Origin of the sequence: Arthrobacter sp. NPDC056727 (genome assembly GCF_042790555.1) — a bacterium.
Taxonomy (GTDB): domain Bacteria; phylum Actinomycetota; class Actinomycetes; order Actinomycetales; family Micrococcaceae; genus Arthrobacter.
Map to the genome: position 1 here is coordinate 37,444 of NZ_JBHTZA010000003.1, position 17,194 is coordinate 54,637.

Sequence of the window (17,194 nt, forward strand, 5' to 3'; positions counted from 1 at the left end):
GCACCGACACTATAGCGGGGGCAGCAGGTCGCGGGCCTCGTGGGAATCAATGCCGGCCGCTTCGAGCAGGTCCACCATAAGCGGCCGGAACAGCATCACCACGGTCTCGCCCTCGAGCTTCTGAACCTTCAGCATCATCGGGTGCAGCCGCCCGGCGATCTCGCCCAGGTCCTGCCGCGCGCTGCGCAGATGGGCATGGCGGGCGCCCTCCTGCACTTCGGCCAGGCCCAGCGAGAGCTCGTCCACGGCCGCAGCTGTCTCCTGCAGGACTTCGGCGATGTTCTCGGTTGCTTCGTCGGACAGAGCGGCGTGGTTGATGGAACTGGTGAGCCGGCGCGCGAAGACGCGGCTGTTGCGGAGGGCAAGGTCGATGAACTCAAGCGACTGCTCCAGCCGGTCAAGTTCGTCCCGGTGCCTGCGGTAGGCGGGCGCGAGGGTGGCCACCTCGCCGGACGCGCGGAGCGAATGCCGCATGGCATCCACCAGGGGCTGGCTGTTCCGCCCTCGGACCAGGGCGTGCCATGCCCGGGTGGAGTCACTCTCCAGCAGTGCCGCCGCGCATTCCCGCAGTACTTCAGCCAGTTCATGGAGCAGCTTCTGCACGTCCCTGCGCGGTTCCCGGCGCGGGTCTTTAGGCGCCAGGATGGTGATCAGCAGGGCAACCACGCCTCCCACCACGGCATCGATGCTGCGCGTGAACGGGCCGCCGGCAGGCGCCGGCAGCAGCACCACCAGCACGGACTGCAGCGCCAACTGCGTGGTGAAGATATTGCCGCTGTCAAGGAAACGGGCCAGCAGGATTGACGTCAAAAGCACGACGGCGGCTTGCCAGATCCCTGCCCCGAGCCAGTGGAGCAGCATGTCACCCACGGCAATGCCGAGGGTGCAACCCAGCCCCACCTCCATCACCCTCCGCAAACGCAGGTCGCGGGAGAAACCCAGGGCGATCAGGGCGGAGGTGGCAGCGAACAGCGGCCCGGTATGCCCCAGGACGTATTCCGCGAACGCGTAGGCTGCCACCGCGCCGAAGGTCATCTGGATCGCGGGGACCAGTGAACTCCTGCTCCGGACCATCCCTGTCCTGATCCGGCCGCGGAGGAAGCGTTTGCTGGCGGAGAGTCCGGTCTGGGGCATGGCTTCAGTCTATTGCGGGAGGCTCTGTGGGCCGGGTAGTGGACGCTCCGGTGACAAGCGGGGAGCCGCCGTCGCGGGGTGGCGACGGCGGCTCCTGGGTTTTGTTGGGGTGTGGGGTTAGCCGTTGATGATTTGGGGGATGCCGAGGTGTTTGAGGCCTTCGGTGCCGAATTCGAGGCCGTAGCCGGATTGTTTGGCTCCGCCGAAGGGGATGCGGGGGTCGACGGCGCCGTGTTTGTTGATCCAGACGGTGCCGGCCTGGATGCGGTTGGCGACGTCGCGGGCTGCGGGGAGGTTGGGGGACCAGACGGAGGCGCCGAGTCCGACGTCGAGTCCGTTGGCCATTTCGATGGCTTCGTCGATGGTGGTGTAGCGGATGATGGGCAGGGCGGGGCCGAATTGTTCTTCGGTGACGAGGGGGTTGGTGTTGTCGATGTCGGCGATGAGGGTGGCGGGGTAGAAGTAGCCGGGCTGCTCGGGGTCGGGGTTGCCGCCGGTGAGGATCCGGGCGCCGGAGTCCTTGGCGGCTTGGACCAGTTGCGCGACGATGTCGTATTGGGCTTTGTTTTGGAGCGGGCCGAGGACGTTGTTTTCGTCCAGGCCGACGCCCATGGGCATGGTGTTGGCGACGTTGGTGAGTTCTTCGCAGACGGCGTCGTAGATGGTGTCGTGGACGTAGAGGCGTTTGAGGGCGGCGCAGGTTTGGCCGGTGTTGATGAAGGCGCCCCAGAAGAGGTCGGTGGCGATGGTTTTGGGGTCGGCGTCGGGCAGGACGATGCCGGCGTCGTTGCCGCCGAGTTCGAGGGTGAGGCGTTTGACGGTGTCGGCGGAGGAGCGAATGATGGCTTTGCCGGCGGCGGTGGAGCCGGTGAACATGATTTTGCCGATGGCGGGGTGTTCGGCGAGGCGGGCGCCGGTTTCGCGGTCGCCGGCGATGACGTGCAGGACGTCGTCGGGGAGTTCTTCGTTGAGGACTTTGATGAGGGCCAGGACGGAGAGCGGGGTCATTTTGGAGGGTTTGACGACGGCGGTGTTGCCCATCCGGAGGGCAGGGGCGATCTGCCAGATGGTGATCATCATGGGCCAGTTCCAGGGGCCGATGGCGCCGACGACGCCGATGGGTCTGTAGTGGAGTTCGGCGTAGGTGTCGCCGTCGTCGACGATGACTTCGGGGGTGAGTTCGGTGGTGGCGGTGGCGCGGAGCCAGGCGGCGCAGGCGCCGACTTCGAAGCGGGCGTTGGGGCCGTTGAGGGGTTTGCCCTGTTCGCGGGAGAGGAGCCGGGCGAGTTCCTCGGCGGAGCGTTCGACGGCGTCGGCTGCTTTGAGGAGCGCGGCGGAGCGGGCGTTGTGGCCCAGGGCCGCCCAGGCGGGCTGGGCGGCGGCCGCGGCGGCTATAGCGGTTTCGAGGTCTTCAATGGTGTGGACGGGGGCGTGGCCGACGACGGCGCCGGTGGCGGGGTCGAGGATGGTCCGGCTCTCCTGGCCGGGACCGGCGGTAATGGAGGCGAGGAGGGCATCATAGGTTTCCAAGAGGTACTCCACTTCGAGTAGGAAAGTGCGCTCAGCCGGGCGGCGAGGCGGGCATACCTAAGTGTTGTCCGCCCGCCGGGCCACTGGCTTGTCTTTGGGTGCAGAAACCTTGACGTGGGGCGAACTGACAGGCCGAACTGACGGAGGCTAGACGCCGGCGCGTGCCCTGCCTGGGTCAGCCTGGGCAGGCCGCCGGTCGAAAATCGTGGCGCCCGTTTCCTGTTCGGCCTGGTTGTTGATGCCCAGGTCGATGCCTTTGCGTTCCCGGATCACCAGCACCGCGGCCGTTGAAACGAGAGCCACGATGAGCAGGTAGACGGACACGGAGGCTGTTGTTCCGGTGGCCTGGACCAGCGCGGTGGCGATCATGGGGGCGAAGGCGCCGCCGATGATGGCGCCGAGAGCGTAGGAGATCGCGACGCCGGAGAACCTGATGGAGGCGGGGAACAGTTCGCTGTAGAGGGCCGCCTGCGGGCCGTAGGTCAGGCCGAGCCCGACCGTGAACAGTGCGAGGCCAAGGAACAGCGCCCAGATGTTGCCGGTGTTCACCAGCCAGAACAGCGGGAACACCGTGACCATGAGGCAGCCGTAGCCGATGAGGTAGGTCTTCTTGCGGCCAATGCGGTCTGCAAGGTAGCCGGAGATCAGCGTGAAAACGAACCACAGGGCACCGGAGCCCGTCACCGCGAGGAGCACTTGCGTGCGGTCCATGGCCAGGCCGGCGGGGTTGGCGGCGTAGCTGAGGATGTAGCCGCCGGTGGTCATGTAGCCGGCTGCGTTGTTACCCGCGAAGACGAGCGCCGCGATGATGACCAGCAGCCAGTGCTTTTTGAACAGTTCGACAACCGGGACGCGGGTCTGCTGCTTCTTTTGTGCGATCTCCTCGAAAACCGGGCTTTCTTCCACGCTGCGCCGGACCATGAAGCCCACCACGATCAGAACGAAGCTGAGCAGGAACGGAATGCGCCAGCCCCACTGCACAAAGGCTGCACCGGGGGAGACCACGCCTGACATCACGGCCAGCACGCCGGAGGCCAGCAGCATGCCGAGCGGAACGCCCAGCTGGGGGAAGGCGCCGAACAGGCCGCGCTTGCCCCGGGGAGCATGTTCGACAGCCATCAGGACGGCGCCGCCCCATTCGCCGCCGGCCGAAATGCCCTGCAGGATGCGCAGGAGAAGCAGCAGGATGGGCGCCACAACACCGGCAGTCTCGAACGTCGGCAGCACGCCGATGAGGGTGGTGGCCGCACCCATCATGATCAACGTGATGACCAGCATGGCGCGGCGGCCAAGACGGTCCCCGAAGTGTCCGGCCAGGAAGGCGCCCAACGGCCGGAACAGGAAGCTGAGTCCCACCGAGGCAAAGGAAATCAGGATGCCAATATCTGCGCCGGCGGGTTCGAAGAACAGCTTCGCGAAGACCAGGCCCGCGGCGTTGGCGTAGATGAAGAAGTCGTACCACTCGATGGTGGTTCCAATGATGGTGGCGAACGCTACGCGGCGGTCCGTTGCCGAGCTGCGCTGCCCCTGCTGGACAGTACTCAATGTTTTTCCTTGCTGTGTGGACACGTCATTGTGTGGATATGGCGCTGTGTCAGTTGGCGTAGGGGTCGGCGATGCCGATGTATTGGGTGGTGGTGTATTCGGCGATGCCTTCGGAACCGCCTTCGCGGCCGAGTCCGGACTGTTTGACGCCGCCGAAGGGTGCTGCGGCGTTGGAGATGATGCCGGCGTTGAAGCCGACCATGCCGAATTCGATCTGTTCGGCGACGCGCAGGAGCCGGTTGAAGTCGCGGCTGTAGAGGTAGGAGGCGAGGCCGTACGCCGAGGCGTTGGCGAGCCGGATCGCGTCCTCCTCGGTTTTGAACGTGGTGACCGGGGCGACGGGGCCGAAGATTTCCTGACCGAGGATGGCGGCGTCGTTGGGCACATCGGCGAGCACGGTGGGCTGGTAGAAGTAGCCGGGACCGTCGACGGGTGCTCCGCCGGTGACGGCGACGGCTCCGGCCCCGACCGCTGCCGTGACGAGGGCGTGGACGTCATCGCGGGCTCCGGCGTCGATGAGCGGGCCAACGTTCGTGGCCGGTTCGGTGCCGCGGCCGGTGGTCAGGGCGCCCATGGCCGCGGCGAACTTGGCGGTGAACTCCTGGGCCACGGTTTCGTGGACGAGGAACCGGTTGGCGGCGGTGCAGGCTTCGCCCATGTTCCGCATCTTCGCGGCCATCGCGCCTTCCACGGCGGCGTCAAGATCGGCGTCCTCGAACACGATGAACGGTGCGTTCCCGCCAAGCTCCATGGAGGTGCGCAGGACGTTCTGGGCGGCGTCGGCCATGAGGCGTTTGCCGACCGGGGTGGAGCCGGTGAAGGAGACCTTGCGGAGCCGCGGGTCGGCGAGCAGCGGCCCGGAGATCCCGGAGGCGGAGGAGGAGGCGACGACGTTCAGGACTCCGGCGGGGAAGCCGGCGTCGAGCATGGTCTGGGCGAAGTACTGGGCGGTGAGCGGGGTGAGCTTGGCGGGTTTGAGGACCATGGTGCAGCCGGCGGCGACGGCGGGCGCTACTTTGCGGGTGGCCATCGCGAGCGGGAAGTTCCAGGGGGTGATGAGCAGGCAGGGTCCGACGGGTTTGTGCTGGACGAGGATCTTGTTCTTGCCCTCGGGGGTGGTGAGGTAGCGGCCGTAGTCGCGGACGGTTTCTTCGGAGAACCAGCGCAGGAACTCGGCGCCGTAGGTGACTTCGCCGCGTGCCTCGGTAAGGGGTTTGCCCATCTCCAGGGTCATCAACAGGGCGAAGTCCTCGGCGCGTTCGGTGACCAGGTCAAAGGCGCGGCGCAGGATCTCGGCACGCTCCCGCGGTGCGGTGCGGGCCCAAGAGGCCTGGGCGGCGTCGGCCGCATCGAGCGCGGCGAGGGCGTCTTCGCTGGTGGCGGACGCCAGGGTGGCGAGTACCTCCCCGGTGGCGGGGTCGTGCACGTCGAACGTGCCGCCGTCGGACGCGCCACGCCACTCACCGTTGATCAACAAACCGGTGGGGACGGAGGCGAGCAGCTCAGCCTCGCGCGCCGGTGGGATGGCAGGGGGCAGCGCAGAAGTAACTGTCATGGGAAAGTCCTTAGAAGGGAAGAGTTAGTAGCTGGCGGGGGTTTCGCCGTCCGACGGCAGGACGTATTCGGCGGCGAGGGCTTCGGAGCCGCGGGCCAGGAGGGCGACATCGGCCCCGATCAGGATGAAGGCGGCGCCGGCGTCCAGGTAAGCACGTGCGGTCGCGGGGGCGAATGCGTTGACGCCGGCCGGCTTGCCGGCCGCTTTGGCGGCGGTAAGGCAGTGTTCGACGGCGGCGCGCACCTCTGGGTGTTCCTGCTGTCCCAGCAGGCCCATGGAGGCTGCGAGGTCGGAGGGGCCGACGAAGATGGCGTCCACGCCGTCGACCTTCAGGATGTCCTCCACCGCTTCCACGGCAGCCGTGGATTCGATCTGGACGGTGACGCTGACGGTCTCCGATGCCCGGGTGAGGTAGTCCGGGACCCGGTTCCAGCGGGCGGCCCTGGCCAGCGCGGAGCCGACCCCGCGGACGCCGTGCGGCGGGTACCGCGTGGCGGCGACCGCCGCTTCGGCCTCGGCGACGGAGTTGACCATGGGGACCAGCAGGTTCTGCACGCCGAGGTCCAGGTACTGCTTGATGAGCACGGTGTCATTCACCGGGGGCCGCACCAGGGTGTGGACGGGGTAGCCGTGGATGGCCTGGAGCTGGGCGAGGATGGATTCGAGCCCGTTGGGGGAGTGTTCGGCGTCGACCAGGAGCCAGTCCAGGCCGGATCCGGCGCAGAGTTCGGCGACGAGGGGGCTGCCGGAGCAGACCCACATCCCGGCCAGCGGCCGGTCCGCGCTTTCCAGCGCGGACCGGAACGTGTCCTCTACTCGAAACGGCACGTGACGCTCCCGAGGGGTCCGTAGTCGGCATGGACCGTGTCGCCCTTGTAGACCCAGAGGGGGCGGGTGAAGGACCCGGCGAGGATGATGTCGCCGGCCTTCATGCTGTCCCCGTGCGCGGCGATCTTGTTGGCCAGCCAGTGCACGCCGTTGGCGGGGTGGTCCAGGACCCCGGCGGCGACGCCGGTTTCCTCCACGGTCTGGTTCTTGTATAGGATCGCGGAGACCCAGCGCAGGTCCACGGCGTCCGGCTTCACCGGGCGGCCGCCCACCACCATGGCGCCCATGGCGGCGTTGTCGGAGATGGTGTCCACGATGGTCCGGCCCTCCATCTCGATCCTGGAATCGAGGATCTCGAGGGCCGGGACCACGTAGTCGGTGGCGTTCAGGACGTCGAAGATGGTGCAGCCCGGGCCCTTCAATCCGTCTTTCAGCACGAAGGCCAGCTCCACCTCCACCCGCGGATGGGTGTACCTGTCCCATCCCACGGAGCAGCCGGTCTCGAGGACCATGTCATCGAAGATGGCGCCGTAGTCGGGTTCGGTGATGCCGGTGGCGGCCTGCATGGCCTTGGACGTGAGGCCGATCTTGCGCCCCACCAGGGTCCGGCCGGCGTCCTCGTTGCGGCGCCGCCAGAGCTGCTGCACCGCGTAGGAGTCCTCCACCGTCATGTCCGGGTAGCGGGCGGTCAGCCGGGGGACAGGGGTGCGGGTCCGGTTGGCCTCCAGCAGTTCGTCGGCAATGGCCTCGATCGTCTTCGCGTCCAGCATGGCTTAGACCTGGGCTCCCAGCTTGAAGCCCTCTACCGCGGCGGAAGTCTCATCCTTGCGGGTGTAGGAGAAGCCGTCGGCGCCGACGGTCACGGCCATTTCGGAGGCATCGGTGCGTTCGATGACCGGCTGCGGGTTGCCGTCCAGGTCCAGGACCAGGGAGGCCTCGGTGTACCAGGACGGGACGACGGGGTTGCCCCACCAGTCGCGGCGCTGGTTGTCGTGGACGTCCCAGGTGATGGTGGGGTTGTCCGGGTCGCCGGTGTAGTAATCCTGGGTGTAGATCTCGATGCGGTGGCCGTCCGGGTCCAGGATGTAGAGGTAGAAGGCGTTGGAAACGCCGTGCCGGCCGGGGCCGCGTTCGATCCGGTCGCTGATGCGCAGCGCGCCCATCTTGTCGCAGATCTGGATGATGTTGTGCTTCTCGTGGGTGGCGAACGCGACGTGGTGCATGCGGGGTCCGTTGCCGCCGGTCAGCGCGGTGTCATGGACGGTCTGCTTGCGGTGCATCCAGGCGGCGTAGGTGACGCCGTCGGCGTCCTTGATGTCCTCGGAGACGCGGAAGCCAAGGTCCTCCAGGTACGCCCGGCCGCGGGGGACGTCCGGGGTGACCTGGTTGAAGTGGTCAAGGCGCACCAGTTCGCCGGCGGAGTAGAGGTCATAGCGCTGGGTGAGGCGCTCGACGTGCTCGGTCTCGTAGAAGAACTCGTACGGGAAGCCCAGCGGGTCCTCCACGCGGACGGAGTCCCCGATGCCCTTGGTGAAGCCTTCCTTGCGGCGCTCCACCCGGCAGCCGAGTTCGCGGTAGTAGGCCTCGGCGGCGTCCACCTCGGCGGGGGACTTCACCCGGTAGGCGAAGGCGGCGACGGCGGCGATGGGGCCCTGGCGGAGCACCAGGTTGTGGTGGATGAACTCTTCCAGGGAGCGGAGGTAGATGGTGTTTTCATCCTCTTCGGTGACGTGCAGGCCCAGGACGTCGACGTAGAACTCGCGCGACTTGGCGAGGTCCGTGACCACGATTTCCATGTAGGCGCACCGGACGATGTCCGGTGCCGGGACAGTGGGGGTGGGAACGAAGTTGGTCATGATGTTCTCTCTTCTTTGAAAGGGGTTTGGAAGTACGACGGCGGGCTTACGCGCCGAATTTTGGGGTGTGGACGGATCCGAGGGTGATGTGGACGGCCTGCTGGTCGGTGTAGAAGTCGATGGAGCGGTAGCCGCCCTCATGGCCCAGGCCGGAGGCCTTGACGCCGCCGAACGGGGTGCGCAGGTCGCGGACGTTGTGGCTGTTCAGCCACACCATGCCGGCCTCGACGTTCTGCGAGAAGTTGTGGGCCCGGGTCAGGTTCTGGGTCCAGATGTAGGCCGCCAGGCCGTACCTGGTGTTGTTCGCCAAAGCCAGCGCCTCGTCGTCGTTCTCGAACGGGGTGATCGCGACGACGGGACCAAAGATCTCCTCCTGGAAGATCCTTGCGTCGGGGGAGACATCGGCGAACACGGTGGGCGCGATGTAGTTGCCCTCCGGCAGGCCTTCGGGCCGTCCGCCGCCGGCCAGCAGCCGGCCTTCGGACTTGCCGATCTCCACGTAGGAGGCCACCTTCTCGTAGTGCTCCGGGTGGACCAGGGCGCCCACCTGCGTCTTGGGATCGTGCGGGTCTCCGACCACGATGTTCCTGGCGCGGGCGGCGTACTTCTCGCAGAACTCGTCATAGATGGCGCGCTCGACGAGGATGCGGGAGCCTGCGGTGCAGCGTTCGCCGTTGAGGGAGAAGACGCCGAACAGGGCGGAGTCGATGGCGGCGTCGAGGTCGGCGTCGGCGAAGACGACGCAGGGGGACTTGCCGCCGAGTTCCATGGACAGGCCCTTGAGGTTGGCGGCGGCGTTGCGGAAGATCGTCTGGCCGGTGGCAGTCTCGCCGGTGAAGGAGATCAGCGGGACATCCGGGTGCTTGACCAGGGCGTCGCCGGCTTCCTCGCCGAGGCCGTTGACCAGGTTGAAGACGCCGTCCGGCAGGCCGGCTTCCTTGAAGATGGTGGCCCAGAGCGAGGCGGAGAGCGGGGTGAATTCTGCCGGCTTGAGGACCACGGTGTTGCCGGTGGCCAGGGCGGGGGCGAGCTTCCAGGACTCGAGCATGAACGGGGTGTTCCAGGGGGTGATGAGGCCTGCGACGCCGATCGGCTTGCGGTTCACGTAGTTGATCTGTGAGCCGGGGACCTTCATGGCGTCGTCGAACTGGGCAACGATCAGGTCCGCGAAGAAGCGGAAGTTCTCCGCCGCCCGGAGCGCCTGTCCCTTGGCCTGGGTGATCGGGAGGCCGGTGTCGAAGGTTTCGAGTTCGGCGAGCCGGGATTCCTGCGCCTCGACCGCGTCCGCGATCCTGTTCAGGACGCGGGCGCGTTCGCGGGGCTTCATCTTCGGCCAGGGTCCGTTGGTGAATGCTTCGCGGGCGGCGGCGACGGCGAGGTCGATGTCCTCCCTCTGGCCGGCCGCTGCCGTGGCGTAGTTCCGGTTGGAGACCGGATCCAGGACGTCGAAGGTCTTCCCGCCCACGGAGTCGACGAACTCACCGTTGATGTAGTGCTGGATGTGGGTGGGCAGGTTCTCGGGAACGTAGTGCGTGGTGGTTTCCGGAGCAGTGAACGTCATTGTTGTTTCCTTACTGTCTAGAGCAACGCGGGGTCACTTACGGCCCAATTCGGGCCCCTTATTGGGCGCTAAGTGACCCCGTGTTGGTTTTGGGGTGCGTGTTGGTTTGGGCAAGGTACGCGTCGAGGGTGGCGGATCGGTGGAGCCGGGCCGCTTTTTCGATGGTGTCGGCGTCGGCGTTGTTTTCAAGGAGCTGCAGCAGTGCCTCGTGTTCCTCCACGGATTCGCGGGCGCGGCCCGGGACGAAGCGGAAGGTCGAGGACCGCAGTGATGCGAGCCGGTTCCAGCCGCGGTGGACGAGGTCCAGGATGTGCGGGTTGGGGCAGTGTTCGAAGAGGACGCTGTGGAAGTCCTGGTTGAGCCGGGTGAACCGGACGGGGTCGAAGTGCTGCAGGCAGTCGCGCATGTCCTCGTTCACGGCGCGTGCCCGGGCGATGTCCGCTTCCCCGATCAGCGGGGCGGACAGTGCCGTGGCAGCACCTTCCACGATGCTGAGGGTCTGCATGGTGTAGAGGTATTCGGTGGGGTCGATCCCGGAGACGGTGGCGCCGACGTTGCGTTCGAACTTCACGAGGCCTTCGGCCTCGAGCCGGCGGATGGCTTCGCGGACCGGGACCACGCTGAAGCCGAGGTCCTTGGCGATGGCGGCCAGGACCAGCCGGTAGCCGGGGGTGTAGGTGCCTTCCACGATCCGTGCCTTGATGGCCTGGTAGGCCTGCTCGGATTTGCTGCCGGCGGGGCTGTCGGTGACAGCGGTGGCGGTGGCCGTTTCAGTCATTGGCTTTGCCTGCTTCCCATTCCTCAAACTTCGTCCGCCATTCAGCGTTCAGCGGGTAGAGCCCGTCCACGCTGTGGCCCTGTTCGACCATTTCGGCGATGAAGACTTCCTCGCGTTCCTGGGCGATGGAGTCGTTGGCGACTTCCTCGGCGATGGCCGGCGGGATGACCAGGATGCCGTCCGAGTCGGCGACGATGATGTCGCCGGGCTGCACGGTGGTGCCGCCGCAGGCGATGGTGATGTCCGTGTCCCACGGGATGTGGCGGCGGCCCAGTACGGCCGGGTGCGGGTTGGAGTAGTAGGTGGGCAGTTCCATGGCGGCCACGGCGGAGAAGTCACGGACGCCGCCGTCGGTGATGATGGCAGCGGCGCCGCGGACCTGGGCGCGCAGGGCCAGGATGTCGCCGATGGTTCCGGTGCCCTTCTCGCCGCGGGCTTCCATCACCAGGATTTCGCCTTCATTGACGGAGTCGATGGCGCGTTTCTGGGCGTTGAAGCCGCCGCCGTGGGTTTTGAAGAGGTCTTCGCGGTTGGGCACGTAGCGCAGGGTGCGGGCCAGGCCCACCACCTTGCGGTCAGGGCGGGTGGCGGTCAGTCCGTCGATGCTGACGTTGTTCAGGCCGCGCTTGCGCAGCTGTGAGGACAGGGTGGCCGTGCAGACGCTCTCCAGCTTGGCCTTAAGTTCCGGGGAGAGGGCAAGCCCGACGGCGGCACTTGCGTCGGCCGGAAGGCCGGCGGCCTCCCGCGAACCGTACGCCTCCTCCCGTTGGAGGTCATCGGCCTTGGGCTGCGCACCAAAGTCAGCGAACGCCGTCGTACCTTCCTTAACAGTGGTGGTGAGGCGGCCGGTGCTCAGCTCACCGTCAGCGGTGCCTACTTCCACCTCCAGCACATCGCCGGGAACGGCGACAGAGGCGCCGGCCGGCGTGCCGGTGAGGATGATGTCCCCCTCCTCAAGGGTGAGCAGCTGGGACAGGTCCGCCACGAGCCGGGCGAACGGGAAGAGCAGGTCCTCGGTGGTGTCGTCCTGGACCAGTTCGCCGTTGTGCCAGGTGCGGAGGCGCAGTTTGGCGGGGTCGACGGCTTCTGCCGGAATCAGTGCCGGGCCCACCGGCGTGAAACCGTCGCCGCCCTTGGACCGGAGGTTGGAGCCCTTGTCCGCGTAGCGGAGGTCGTAGACGCCGAGGTCGTTGCTGGCGGTGACCGCGGCGACGTGGCTCCACGCGTCCTCGACCTCAACGCGGCGGGCCGCCTTGCCGATGATGATGGCAATTTCTCCCTCGTAGCCGAGGAGTTCGCAGCCGGCCGGGCGTTCGACGGCGGTGCCGGTCAGGGACAGCGAGGACGGCGGCTTCAGGAAGTAGGAGGGCTGCGCAGGCGTCCGGCCGCGCTGGGCTGCGCGGCTGGGGTAGTTGATGTGCACCGCGATCACCTTGCGCGCTGCTGCAAAGGTGTCGTCGTTGACCTGCTCCAAAGCATTCTCCTCATCAGGTACGAAATCGTATACGAAACATACTGGACCCCCTCTTTGGATTCGTCAACCCCTCACTTTGGGGGAAAGAGGCACTTCTTGTGGCCGGGGTCGTGTGTGACGTACAGTACTGAATCATAACCGAAGTTTCTATTATCGAACCATCTGTTCTGATATAGAACACATGATTTGGCGCAAGCCAGCCACACAGTGAAGTGAGGAAGCCCGTGCAGTTCCACCACCACGGTTACGTTTCCGGTGACCCGCGCATCCAGCCGGCCGCCGGCGTCGGCGTCAACCGCCCCGAAGAACTCCCCGATGAGGTTGACGTGCTGATCGTGGGTTCCGGCCCCGCCGGCATGCTCGCCGCAGCCCAGCTGTCCCAGTTTCCGGACATCACCACGCGTATTGTGGAGCGCCGCCCCGGGCGCCTCGCGATCGGCCAGGCCGACGGCATCCAGGCCCGCAGCGTCGAGACCTTCCAGGCCTTCGGCTTTGCCGAGGAAATCACCGCGGAGGCGTACCGGATCACCGAGATGGCGTTCTGGAAGCCGGACCCGGAGAACCCGCAGCACATCCACCGTGCCGCCCGTGCGGTCGACGACGAGATGGGCATCAGCGAATTTCCGCACCTGATCGTCAACCAGGCCCGCGTGCTGGATTACTTCGCCCGGGTCATGGCCTATTCGCCGACGCGGATGACCCCCGACTACGGTTATGAGTTCCGGAGCCTCGAGGTCACGGACGCGGGGGAGTACCCCGTCGCCGTCACGCTGGTCCACACCGCAGGCGAGCAGGCTGGCCGGGAGCGCGTTGTGCGCGCCAAGTATGTGGTGGGCGCCGACGGCGCGCGCAGCAAAGTCCGTGAATCCATCGGCTGCACGCTCGCCGGTGACCAGGCCAACCACGCCTGGGGTGTCATGGACGTCCTCGCCGCCACCGACTTCCCGGACATCCGCACCAAGTGCGCCATCCAGTCCCACGACGGCGGCAGCATCCTGCTGATCCCGCGCGAGGGCGGCCACCTGTTCCGCATGTATGTCGACCTCGGCGTCGTGGCCGAGAACGACAACGGCGCCATCCGCAAGACCACCATCGACCAGATCATCGCTCACGCGAACCAGATCCTGCAGCCATACACCCTCGACGTCCGCAACGTCGCCTGGCACAGCGTCTACGAGGTGGGCCACCGTCTCACCGACAGGTTCGACGACGTCCTGCCCGCCGAACGCGACACCCGCACCCCCCGCGTGTTCATCACCGGCGACGCCTGCCACACCCACAGTGCCAAGGCCGGCCAGGGCATGAACGTGTCCATGCAGGACGGTTTCAACATCGGGTGGAAGCTCGGCCATGTGCTCGAGGGCCGCAGCCCTGAGTCGCTGCTGGCCACGTACTCGGCGGAACGCCAGGTGGTCGCGAAGAACCTGATCGACTTCGACAAGGAATGGTCCACCCTGATGGCCAAGAAGCCCGAGGAGTTCAACGACCTCTCGGAGCTGGAGGACTTCTACGTCCGCACCGCCGAATTCCCGGCCGGCTTCATGACCGAGTATGCACCGTCAATGATCGTGGCCGAGGCGAAGCACCAGGAGCTGGCCGCCGGCTTCCCGGTGGGCAAGCGCTTCAAGTCCGCACCCGTGCTGCGGGTCTGCGACACGAACCCGCTGCAGCTGGGACACCAGGCAAAGGCCGACGGGCGCTGGCGCATCTACGTTTTCGCGGACCCGGCCGTGGCCGGCGCACTGTCGCCGGCCACTGACCTCGCGCACTGGCTGGAGAGCTCCCCGGAGTCCCCGCTCGCGGCGACGCCGGAGGGTGCCGATGCCGATGCTTGGTTCGACGTGAAGGTCATCTACCAGCAGGACCACCGGGGCATCGACATCAATGCCGTCCCTGCTGTGTTCAAGCCGGAGGTGGGGCCGTTCAGGCTGACCAACCTTGAGAAGGTCTACGGCGCGGACCCGAAGGCCGACATCTTCGACCTGCGCGGCCTTGACCGCGCCGGCGCTGTAGTGGTGGTCCGCCCGGACCAGTACGTGGCGAACGTCCTGCCTTTGACGGCGACGGCGGAACTCGGCGCCTTCTTTGCGGGCATCCTCCCGGCCCGCCGGGCTGAGCCGGGTCAGACCGAAGCGCTTCAGTCCGCCGGCTCGGGGCTGGTCGCCAACCTGGCGTAAGAGCCGGGCTGCCGGGTGCGCATCCTTTCCCGCGTGCCGCCTCAGCCGAGCCCGCGGTGCCCGGCCCACATCCCGGCCGCGTGGCTGGCGGCCTCCGCGATAAGCGCCGCGAGCTCCGGCCGGTCCGGCACGCGGAATGAAACGTATGCTCCCCGCCCGCCGGCGAGGGGCCTGCCATATGCCTTGGCGGCAAGATGGCCGTCGGGCAGAAGCCGGACGTTCAGCGTGGTCAGCGTGAACTCCTCGCCCCTTCGGCTGTCCGTCCAGCGGAGGGCCTCCGGAATGGTGACATTGATGGCCAGGGCGCTCACTTCCAGAGCGGGATCGCTGCTCATGGAGACATGGTCCCACGGAGGCTGCGACGTGTGCGCTCAGGCACAACAACTGATCGCTGCCAGACAAGCCCTATCCGACCGGGACTGCCAAGCTGGAATCAGCGGTGCGAGGCCATTGCCGGCACCCCTCTCCAACGCTCATGACCGTTAAGAAGGATCCAATGAGTATTTCAAATTCCGAGCCCCGGACGGCAGAAGCAAATCCGCGCAAGGAGCAGTCCACGGCACTCCGCGCGGGCAGCATCGGCGTTCTGGGCATTCTCTTTTTCGTTCTTTCAGCCCAGGCTCCGCTGACCGGCATCGTCGGCGCAGCGCCCCTGGCGGCTGCACTCGGCAATGGAGCCGGGGCGCCGGGCGCGTACCTCATCGTGGGCATTGTGATTGTCATCTTCGCCGTCGGGTTCGTGGCCATGAGCCGGAAGGTGCAGGCCAACGGAGCTTTTTACGCTTACATCACCGCAGCATTCGGCCGGAGGACAGGCGCAGGCGCGGCCTGGCTGGCATTGCTGGCCTACAGCACGGTCCAGGCGGCCATGTACGGACTCTACGGTGCGGCCTTTTCCGGTCTGCTGGCTTCGGCCGGCGTGGCCGTCCCGTGGTGGCTCCTCGCCGTAGCCACCATGGCGGGTGTGCAAGTTCTGGGCTCGAAGAACATCGAACTCGGCGCCCGCGTGCTGGCGCTCCTGGTGGGCCTGGAAGTGGCGATTCTGCTGCTGTTCGGCTTCACCGTCCTGCTGAAGGGCGGCGGCCCGGAAGGCCTCAATATGGCAGCCTCCTTTTCCCCCGAGGCGATCGCCAGCGGAGCTCCCGGGGTTGCCATCATGTTCGCCGTGGCGTCCATGTTCGGCTTCGAGTCAACGGCCATCTACTCCGCCGAGGCCAAGGATCCGCACCGGACGGTGGCGCGGGCAACGTATCTCTCCGTCTGCATCATTGCCGTGTTCTTCGCCTTCATCACGTGGATGCTGGTGAGCTTCTACGGCCCGTCACACGTCACCGAGGCCGCCGGAGCAGCCCTGGAGTCCGGAGACGCCACCTCATTCGTGATCGGGCCCCTGGTTGAGCTGTTCGGCCCCTGGGCAGGCGTGACCGCCGGAATCCTGCTGGTGACCTCCCTCCTGGCGGGCATCATCGCCTTCCACAACGGCATCAACCGCTATCTGCACTCGCTGGCCCTGCGCGGCTCGCTGCCCGCCGTCCTGGCCCGGACCAACAAGCACCGCGCGCCCGCATCGGCAGCGTGGGTCCAGTCAACGGTCGCCGTGCTGCTCGTGGCTCCGTTCGCAGTGCTGGCGATGGACCCGGTGCTGACGCTCTTCTCATGGTTCAGCGGGCTCGCTGTTGCGGCACTGCTGGTGCTGTACATGCTCTGCTCCCTTGCCGTCGTCGCATTTTTCCGCCGCGAACGGGTGCCCGGCCAGCTCTGGCAGACCCTGATTGCACCGGTTGTTGCTTCGCTGCTGCTGGCCTGGGTCCTCTACGTGGTGGTCAGCAACTTCACGTCCCTTATCGGCGGAAGCGCTGAAACGGCGGCCGGGCTGCTGGTAGCGGTGCCTGTGATGTTCCTGGCCGGGGTGCTGGCGGAAGTCGGAGTGGAGAGGCGGGGGCGGACCTCAGGAATCGCGTTTGCCCATGAGGCTGCCGTCAGCGGAGACTAACGGCAGTCATCACCTCTAACGGCCCGTCGTCCCCAACTGTTCGTTGGGGACGACGACGGCGGTCCCGCGGTCCCGTTGCCCGTCCCGCCTGCCGTCCCGCCTGGCAAGGCCGCCGGCGAGCAGCAGAAGCAGAATGATGCACGCGGCGGCGCCGCGGACCATTGCCGGATCGCCGGACCATTGCCCGGTCATTCCAAGCAGTGCCGGCGCTGTTGCCGTGGTCTGGCTGGCCAGGACCAGGGACCAGCCGATCAGCGGCGACAGCCGGCCGTAGCCCAGCGCCAGCGAGAAGAAGAACAACGTCCACAGGTAGGACCAGCAGAGCCACAGCACCGCCAGCAGCGGGTCGCTGTTGAACCAGGCAGCAGCGAGCAGGAGGCCGCACCCGGCCACCATTCCGCTGAACCAGCCGAGGCCCTTCGATCCCAGCCCCAGCAGGAAATCCAAGCCGACGTAAACGTAGGTCAGGCCGAAAAGGAACATGCCGGACGCCGGGAGCAGCAGCTCCCAGTCGCCGTCGGCGTCCGGAGCTGTGACGCCCGGATGCGTGATCCCCAGATATGTGATGCCCAGCAGCAGTTGCACGCCCCCGATCACCAGGCTGAGGACGGCTGCGTCCCTGCGGGGGATTGCACCCAGCGTTGCGAGCCCGTTGATCAGGAGTGCGGCGCCCGAGAGGAGGAGGCAGATGTGGGGCATCAGTAGGGCCTCCTGGCTGTGGATACGGTGGAGCTACTTCTCATCTTGTGGAATTTGTCTGTCA

At 66.8% G+C, this 17,194-nt stretch carries 14 protein-coding genes; 2 read left to right on the top strand and 12 right to left on the bottom strand.

Annotated elements, in window-relative coordinates; translation table 11 throughout:
• Window positions 1–9: 9 nt before the first annotated feature.
• The 10 genes from ACFRAH_RS03560 to ACFRAH_RS03605 all read right to left on the bottom strand — a co-directional run bounded on the left by ACFRAH_RS03560 (window position 10) and on the right by ACFRAH_RS03605 (window position 12,261).
• Window positions 10–1,134, bottom strand: coding sequence for an aromatic acid exporter family protein (locus tag ACFRAH_RS03560; protein ID WP_377989546.1), 1,125 nt, complete (start codon window positions 1,132–1,134; stop codon window positions 10–12).
• A gap of 117 nt (window positions 1,135–1,251) precedes the next feature.
• Window positions 1,252–2,664, bottom strand: a complete 1,413-nt coding sequence (locus ACFRAH_RS03565) for an aldehyde dehydrogenase family protein (RefSeq protein ID WP_377989547.1) — start codon at window positions 2,662–2,664, stop codon at window positions 1,252–1,254.
• Between the two features lie 147 nt (window positions 2,665–2,811).
• Complete coding sequence (locus ACFRAH_RS03570; RefSeq protein ID WP_377989548.1) at window positions 2,812–4,209, bottom strand: MFS transporter; 1,398 nt, start codon at window positions 4,207–4,209, stop codon at window positions 2,812–2,814.
• 49 nt (window positions 4,210–4,258) lie between these two features.
• Window positions 4,259–5,764 carry an NAD-dependent succinate-semialdehyde dehydrogenase gene (locus tag ACFRAH_RS03575; RefSeq protein ID WP_377989549.1) on the bottom strand — a complete coding sequence of 502 codons (1,506 nt, stop codon included), beginning with the start codon at window positions 5,762–5,764 and terminating at the stop codon, window positions 4,259–4,261.
• A 24-nt stretch (window positions 5,765–5,788) separates the two neighbouring features.
• On the bottom strand, window positions 5,789–6,592 hold the full coding sequence (locus ACFRAH_RS03580) for an HpcH/HpaI aldolase/citrate lyase family protein (protein WP_377989550.1): 804 nt from the start codon (window positions 6,590–6,592) through the stop codon (window positions 5,789–5,791).
• Window positions 6,577–7,362 (bottom strand): 2-oxo-hept-4-ene-1,7-dioate hydratase, encoded by a 786-nt coding sequence (hpaH, locus tag ACFRAH_RS03585; RefSeq protein WP_377989551.1) that lies wholly within the window; start codon window positions 7,360–7,362, stop codon window positions 6,577–6,579. The genes ACFRAH_RS03580 and hpaH overlap by 16 nt, the downstream gene beginning before the upstream one ends.
• 3 nt (window positions 7,363–7,365) lie before the next feature.
• Complete coding sequence (hpaD, locus tag ACFRAH_RS03590) at window positions 7,366–8,448, bottom strand: 3,4-dihydroxyphenylacetate 2,3-dioxygenase (RefSeq protein WP_377989552.1); 1,083 nt, start codon at window positions 8,446–8,448, stop codon at window positions 7,366–7,368.
• A 46-nt stretch (window positions 8,449–8,494) separates the two neighbouring features.
• Window positions 8,495–10,009, bottom strand: coding sequence for a 5-carboxymethyl-2-hydroxymuconate semialdehyde dehydrogenase (gene hpaE, locus ACFRAH_RS03595; RefSeq protein ID WP_377989553.1), 1,515 nt, complete (start codon window positions 10,007–10,009; stop codon window positions 8,495–8,497).
• Window positions 10,010–10,067: 58 nt separating this feature from the next.
• Window positions 10,068–10,787: a GntR family transcriptional regulator gene (locus tag ACFRAH_RS03600; protein WP_377989554.1), complete on the bottom strand. Its 720-nt coding sequence runs from the start codon at window positions 10,785–10,787 to the stop codon at window positions 10,068–10,070.
• Complete coding sequence (locus tag ACFRAH_RS03605; RefSeq protein WP_377989555.1) at window positions 10,780–12,261, bottom strand: fumarylacetoacetate hydrolase family protein; 1,482 nt, start codon at window positions 12,259–12,261, stop codon at window positions 10,780–10,782. The genes ACFRAH_RS03600 and ACFRAH_RS03605 overlap by 8 nt, the downstream gene beginning before the upstream one ends.
• A 224-nt stretch (window positions 12,262–12,485) precedes the next feature.
• Between ACFRAH_RS03605 and ACFRAH_RS03610 the strand changes: the two genes are divergently transcribed.
• A complete protein-coding gene (locus tag ACFRAH_RS03610; RefSeq protein ID WP_377989556.1) occupies window positions 12,486–14,438 on the top strand; it encodes an FAD-binding monooxygenase in 1,953 nt (650 codons plus the stop codon).
• 41 nt (window positions 14,439–14,479) lie between these two features.
• Here ACFRAH_RS03610 and ACFRAH_RS03615 read toward each other — a convergent pair whose 3' ends face one another.
• Window positions 14,480–14,773 (bottom strand): hypothetical protein, encoded by a 294-nt coding sequence (locus ACFRAH_RS03615; RefSeq protein WP_377989557.1) that lies wholly within the window; start codon window positions 14,771–14,773, stop codon window positions 14,480–14,482.
• A 161-nt stretch (window positions 14,774–14,934) separates the two neighbouring features.
• On the opposite strand from ACFRAH_RS03615, the gene ACFRAH_RS03620 reads away from it, so the two are divergent.
• On the top strand, window positions 14,935–16,431 hold the full coding sequence (locus tag ACFRAH_RS03620; RefSeq protein WP_377989558.1) for an APC family permease: 1,497 nt from the start codon (window positions 14,935–14,937) through the stop codon (window positions 16,429–16,431).
• Between the two features lie 15 nt (window positions 16,432–16,446).
• Here the strand turns inward: ACFRAH_RS03620 and ACFRAH_RS03625 are convergent, their stop codons facing one another.
• Window positions 16,447–17,130 (bottom strand): AmiS/UreI family transporter, encoded by a 684-nt coding sequence (locus ACFRAH_RS03625; RefSeq protein ID WP_377989559.1) that lies wholly within the window; start codon window positions 17,128–17,130, stop codon window positions 16,447–16,449.
• Window positions 17,131–17,194: the final 64 nt, after the last annotated feature.

Excerpts from the sequence above, each read along its gene's own strand:
- hpaH (WP_377989551.1), bottom strand. The coding sequence starts at position 7,362 with ATGCTGGACGCGAAGACGATCGAGGCCATTGCCGACGAACTGCTGGAG.
- ACFRAH_RS03620 (WP_377989558.1), top strand. The coding sequence starts at position 14,935 with ATGAGTATTTCAAATTCCGAGCCCCGGACGGCAGAAGCAAATCCGCGC.
- ACFRAH_RS03625 (WP_377989559.1), bottom strand. The coding sequence starts at position 17,130 with ATGCCCCACATCTGCCTCCTCCTCTCGGGCGCCGCACTCCTGATCAAC.
- ACFRAH_RS03615 (WP_377989557.1), bottom strand. The coding sequence starts at position 14,773 with ATGAGCAGCGATCCCGCTCTGGAAGTGAGCGCCCTGGCCATCAATGTC.
- hpaD (WP_377989552.1), bottom strand. The coding sequence starts at position 8,448 with ATGACCAACTTCGTTCCCACCCCCACTGTCCCGGCACCGGACATCGTC.
- ACFRAH_RS03575 (WP_377989549.1), bottom strand. The coding sequence starts at position 5,764 with ATGACAGTTACTTCTGCGCTGCCCCCTGCCATCCCACCGGCGCGCGAG.
- ACFRAH_RS03560 (WP_377989546.1), bottom strand. The coding sequence starts at position 1,134 with ATGCCCCAGACCGGACTCTCCGCCAGCAAACGCTTCCTCCGCGGCCGG.
- ACFRAH_RS03600 (WP_377989554.1), bottom strand. The coding sequence starts at position 10,787 with ATGACTGAAACGGCCACCGCCACCGCTGTCACCGACAGCCCCGCCGGC.
- hpaE (WP_377989553.1), bottom strand. The coding sequence starts at position 10,009 with ATGACGTTCACTGCTCCGGAAACCACCACGCACTACGTTCCCGAGAAC.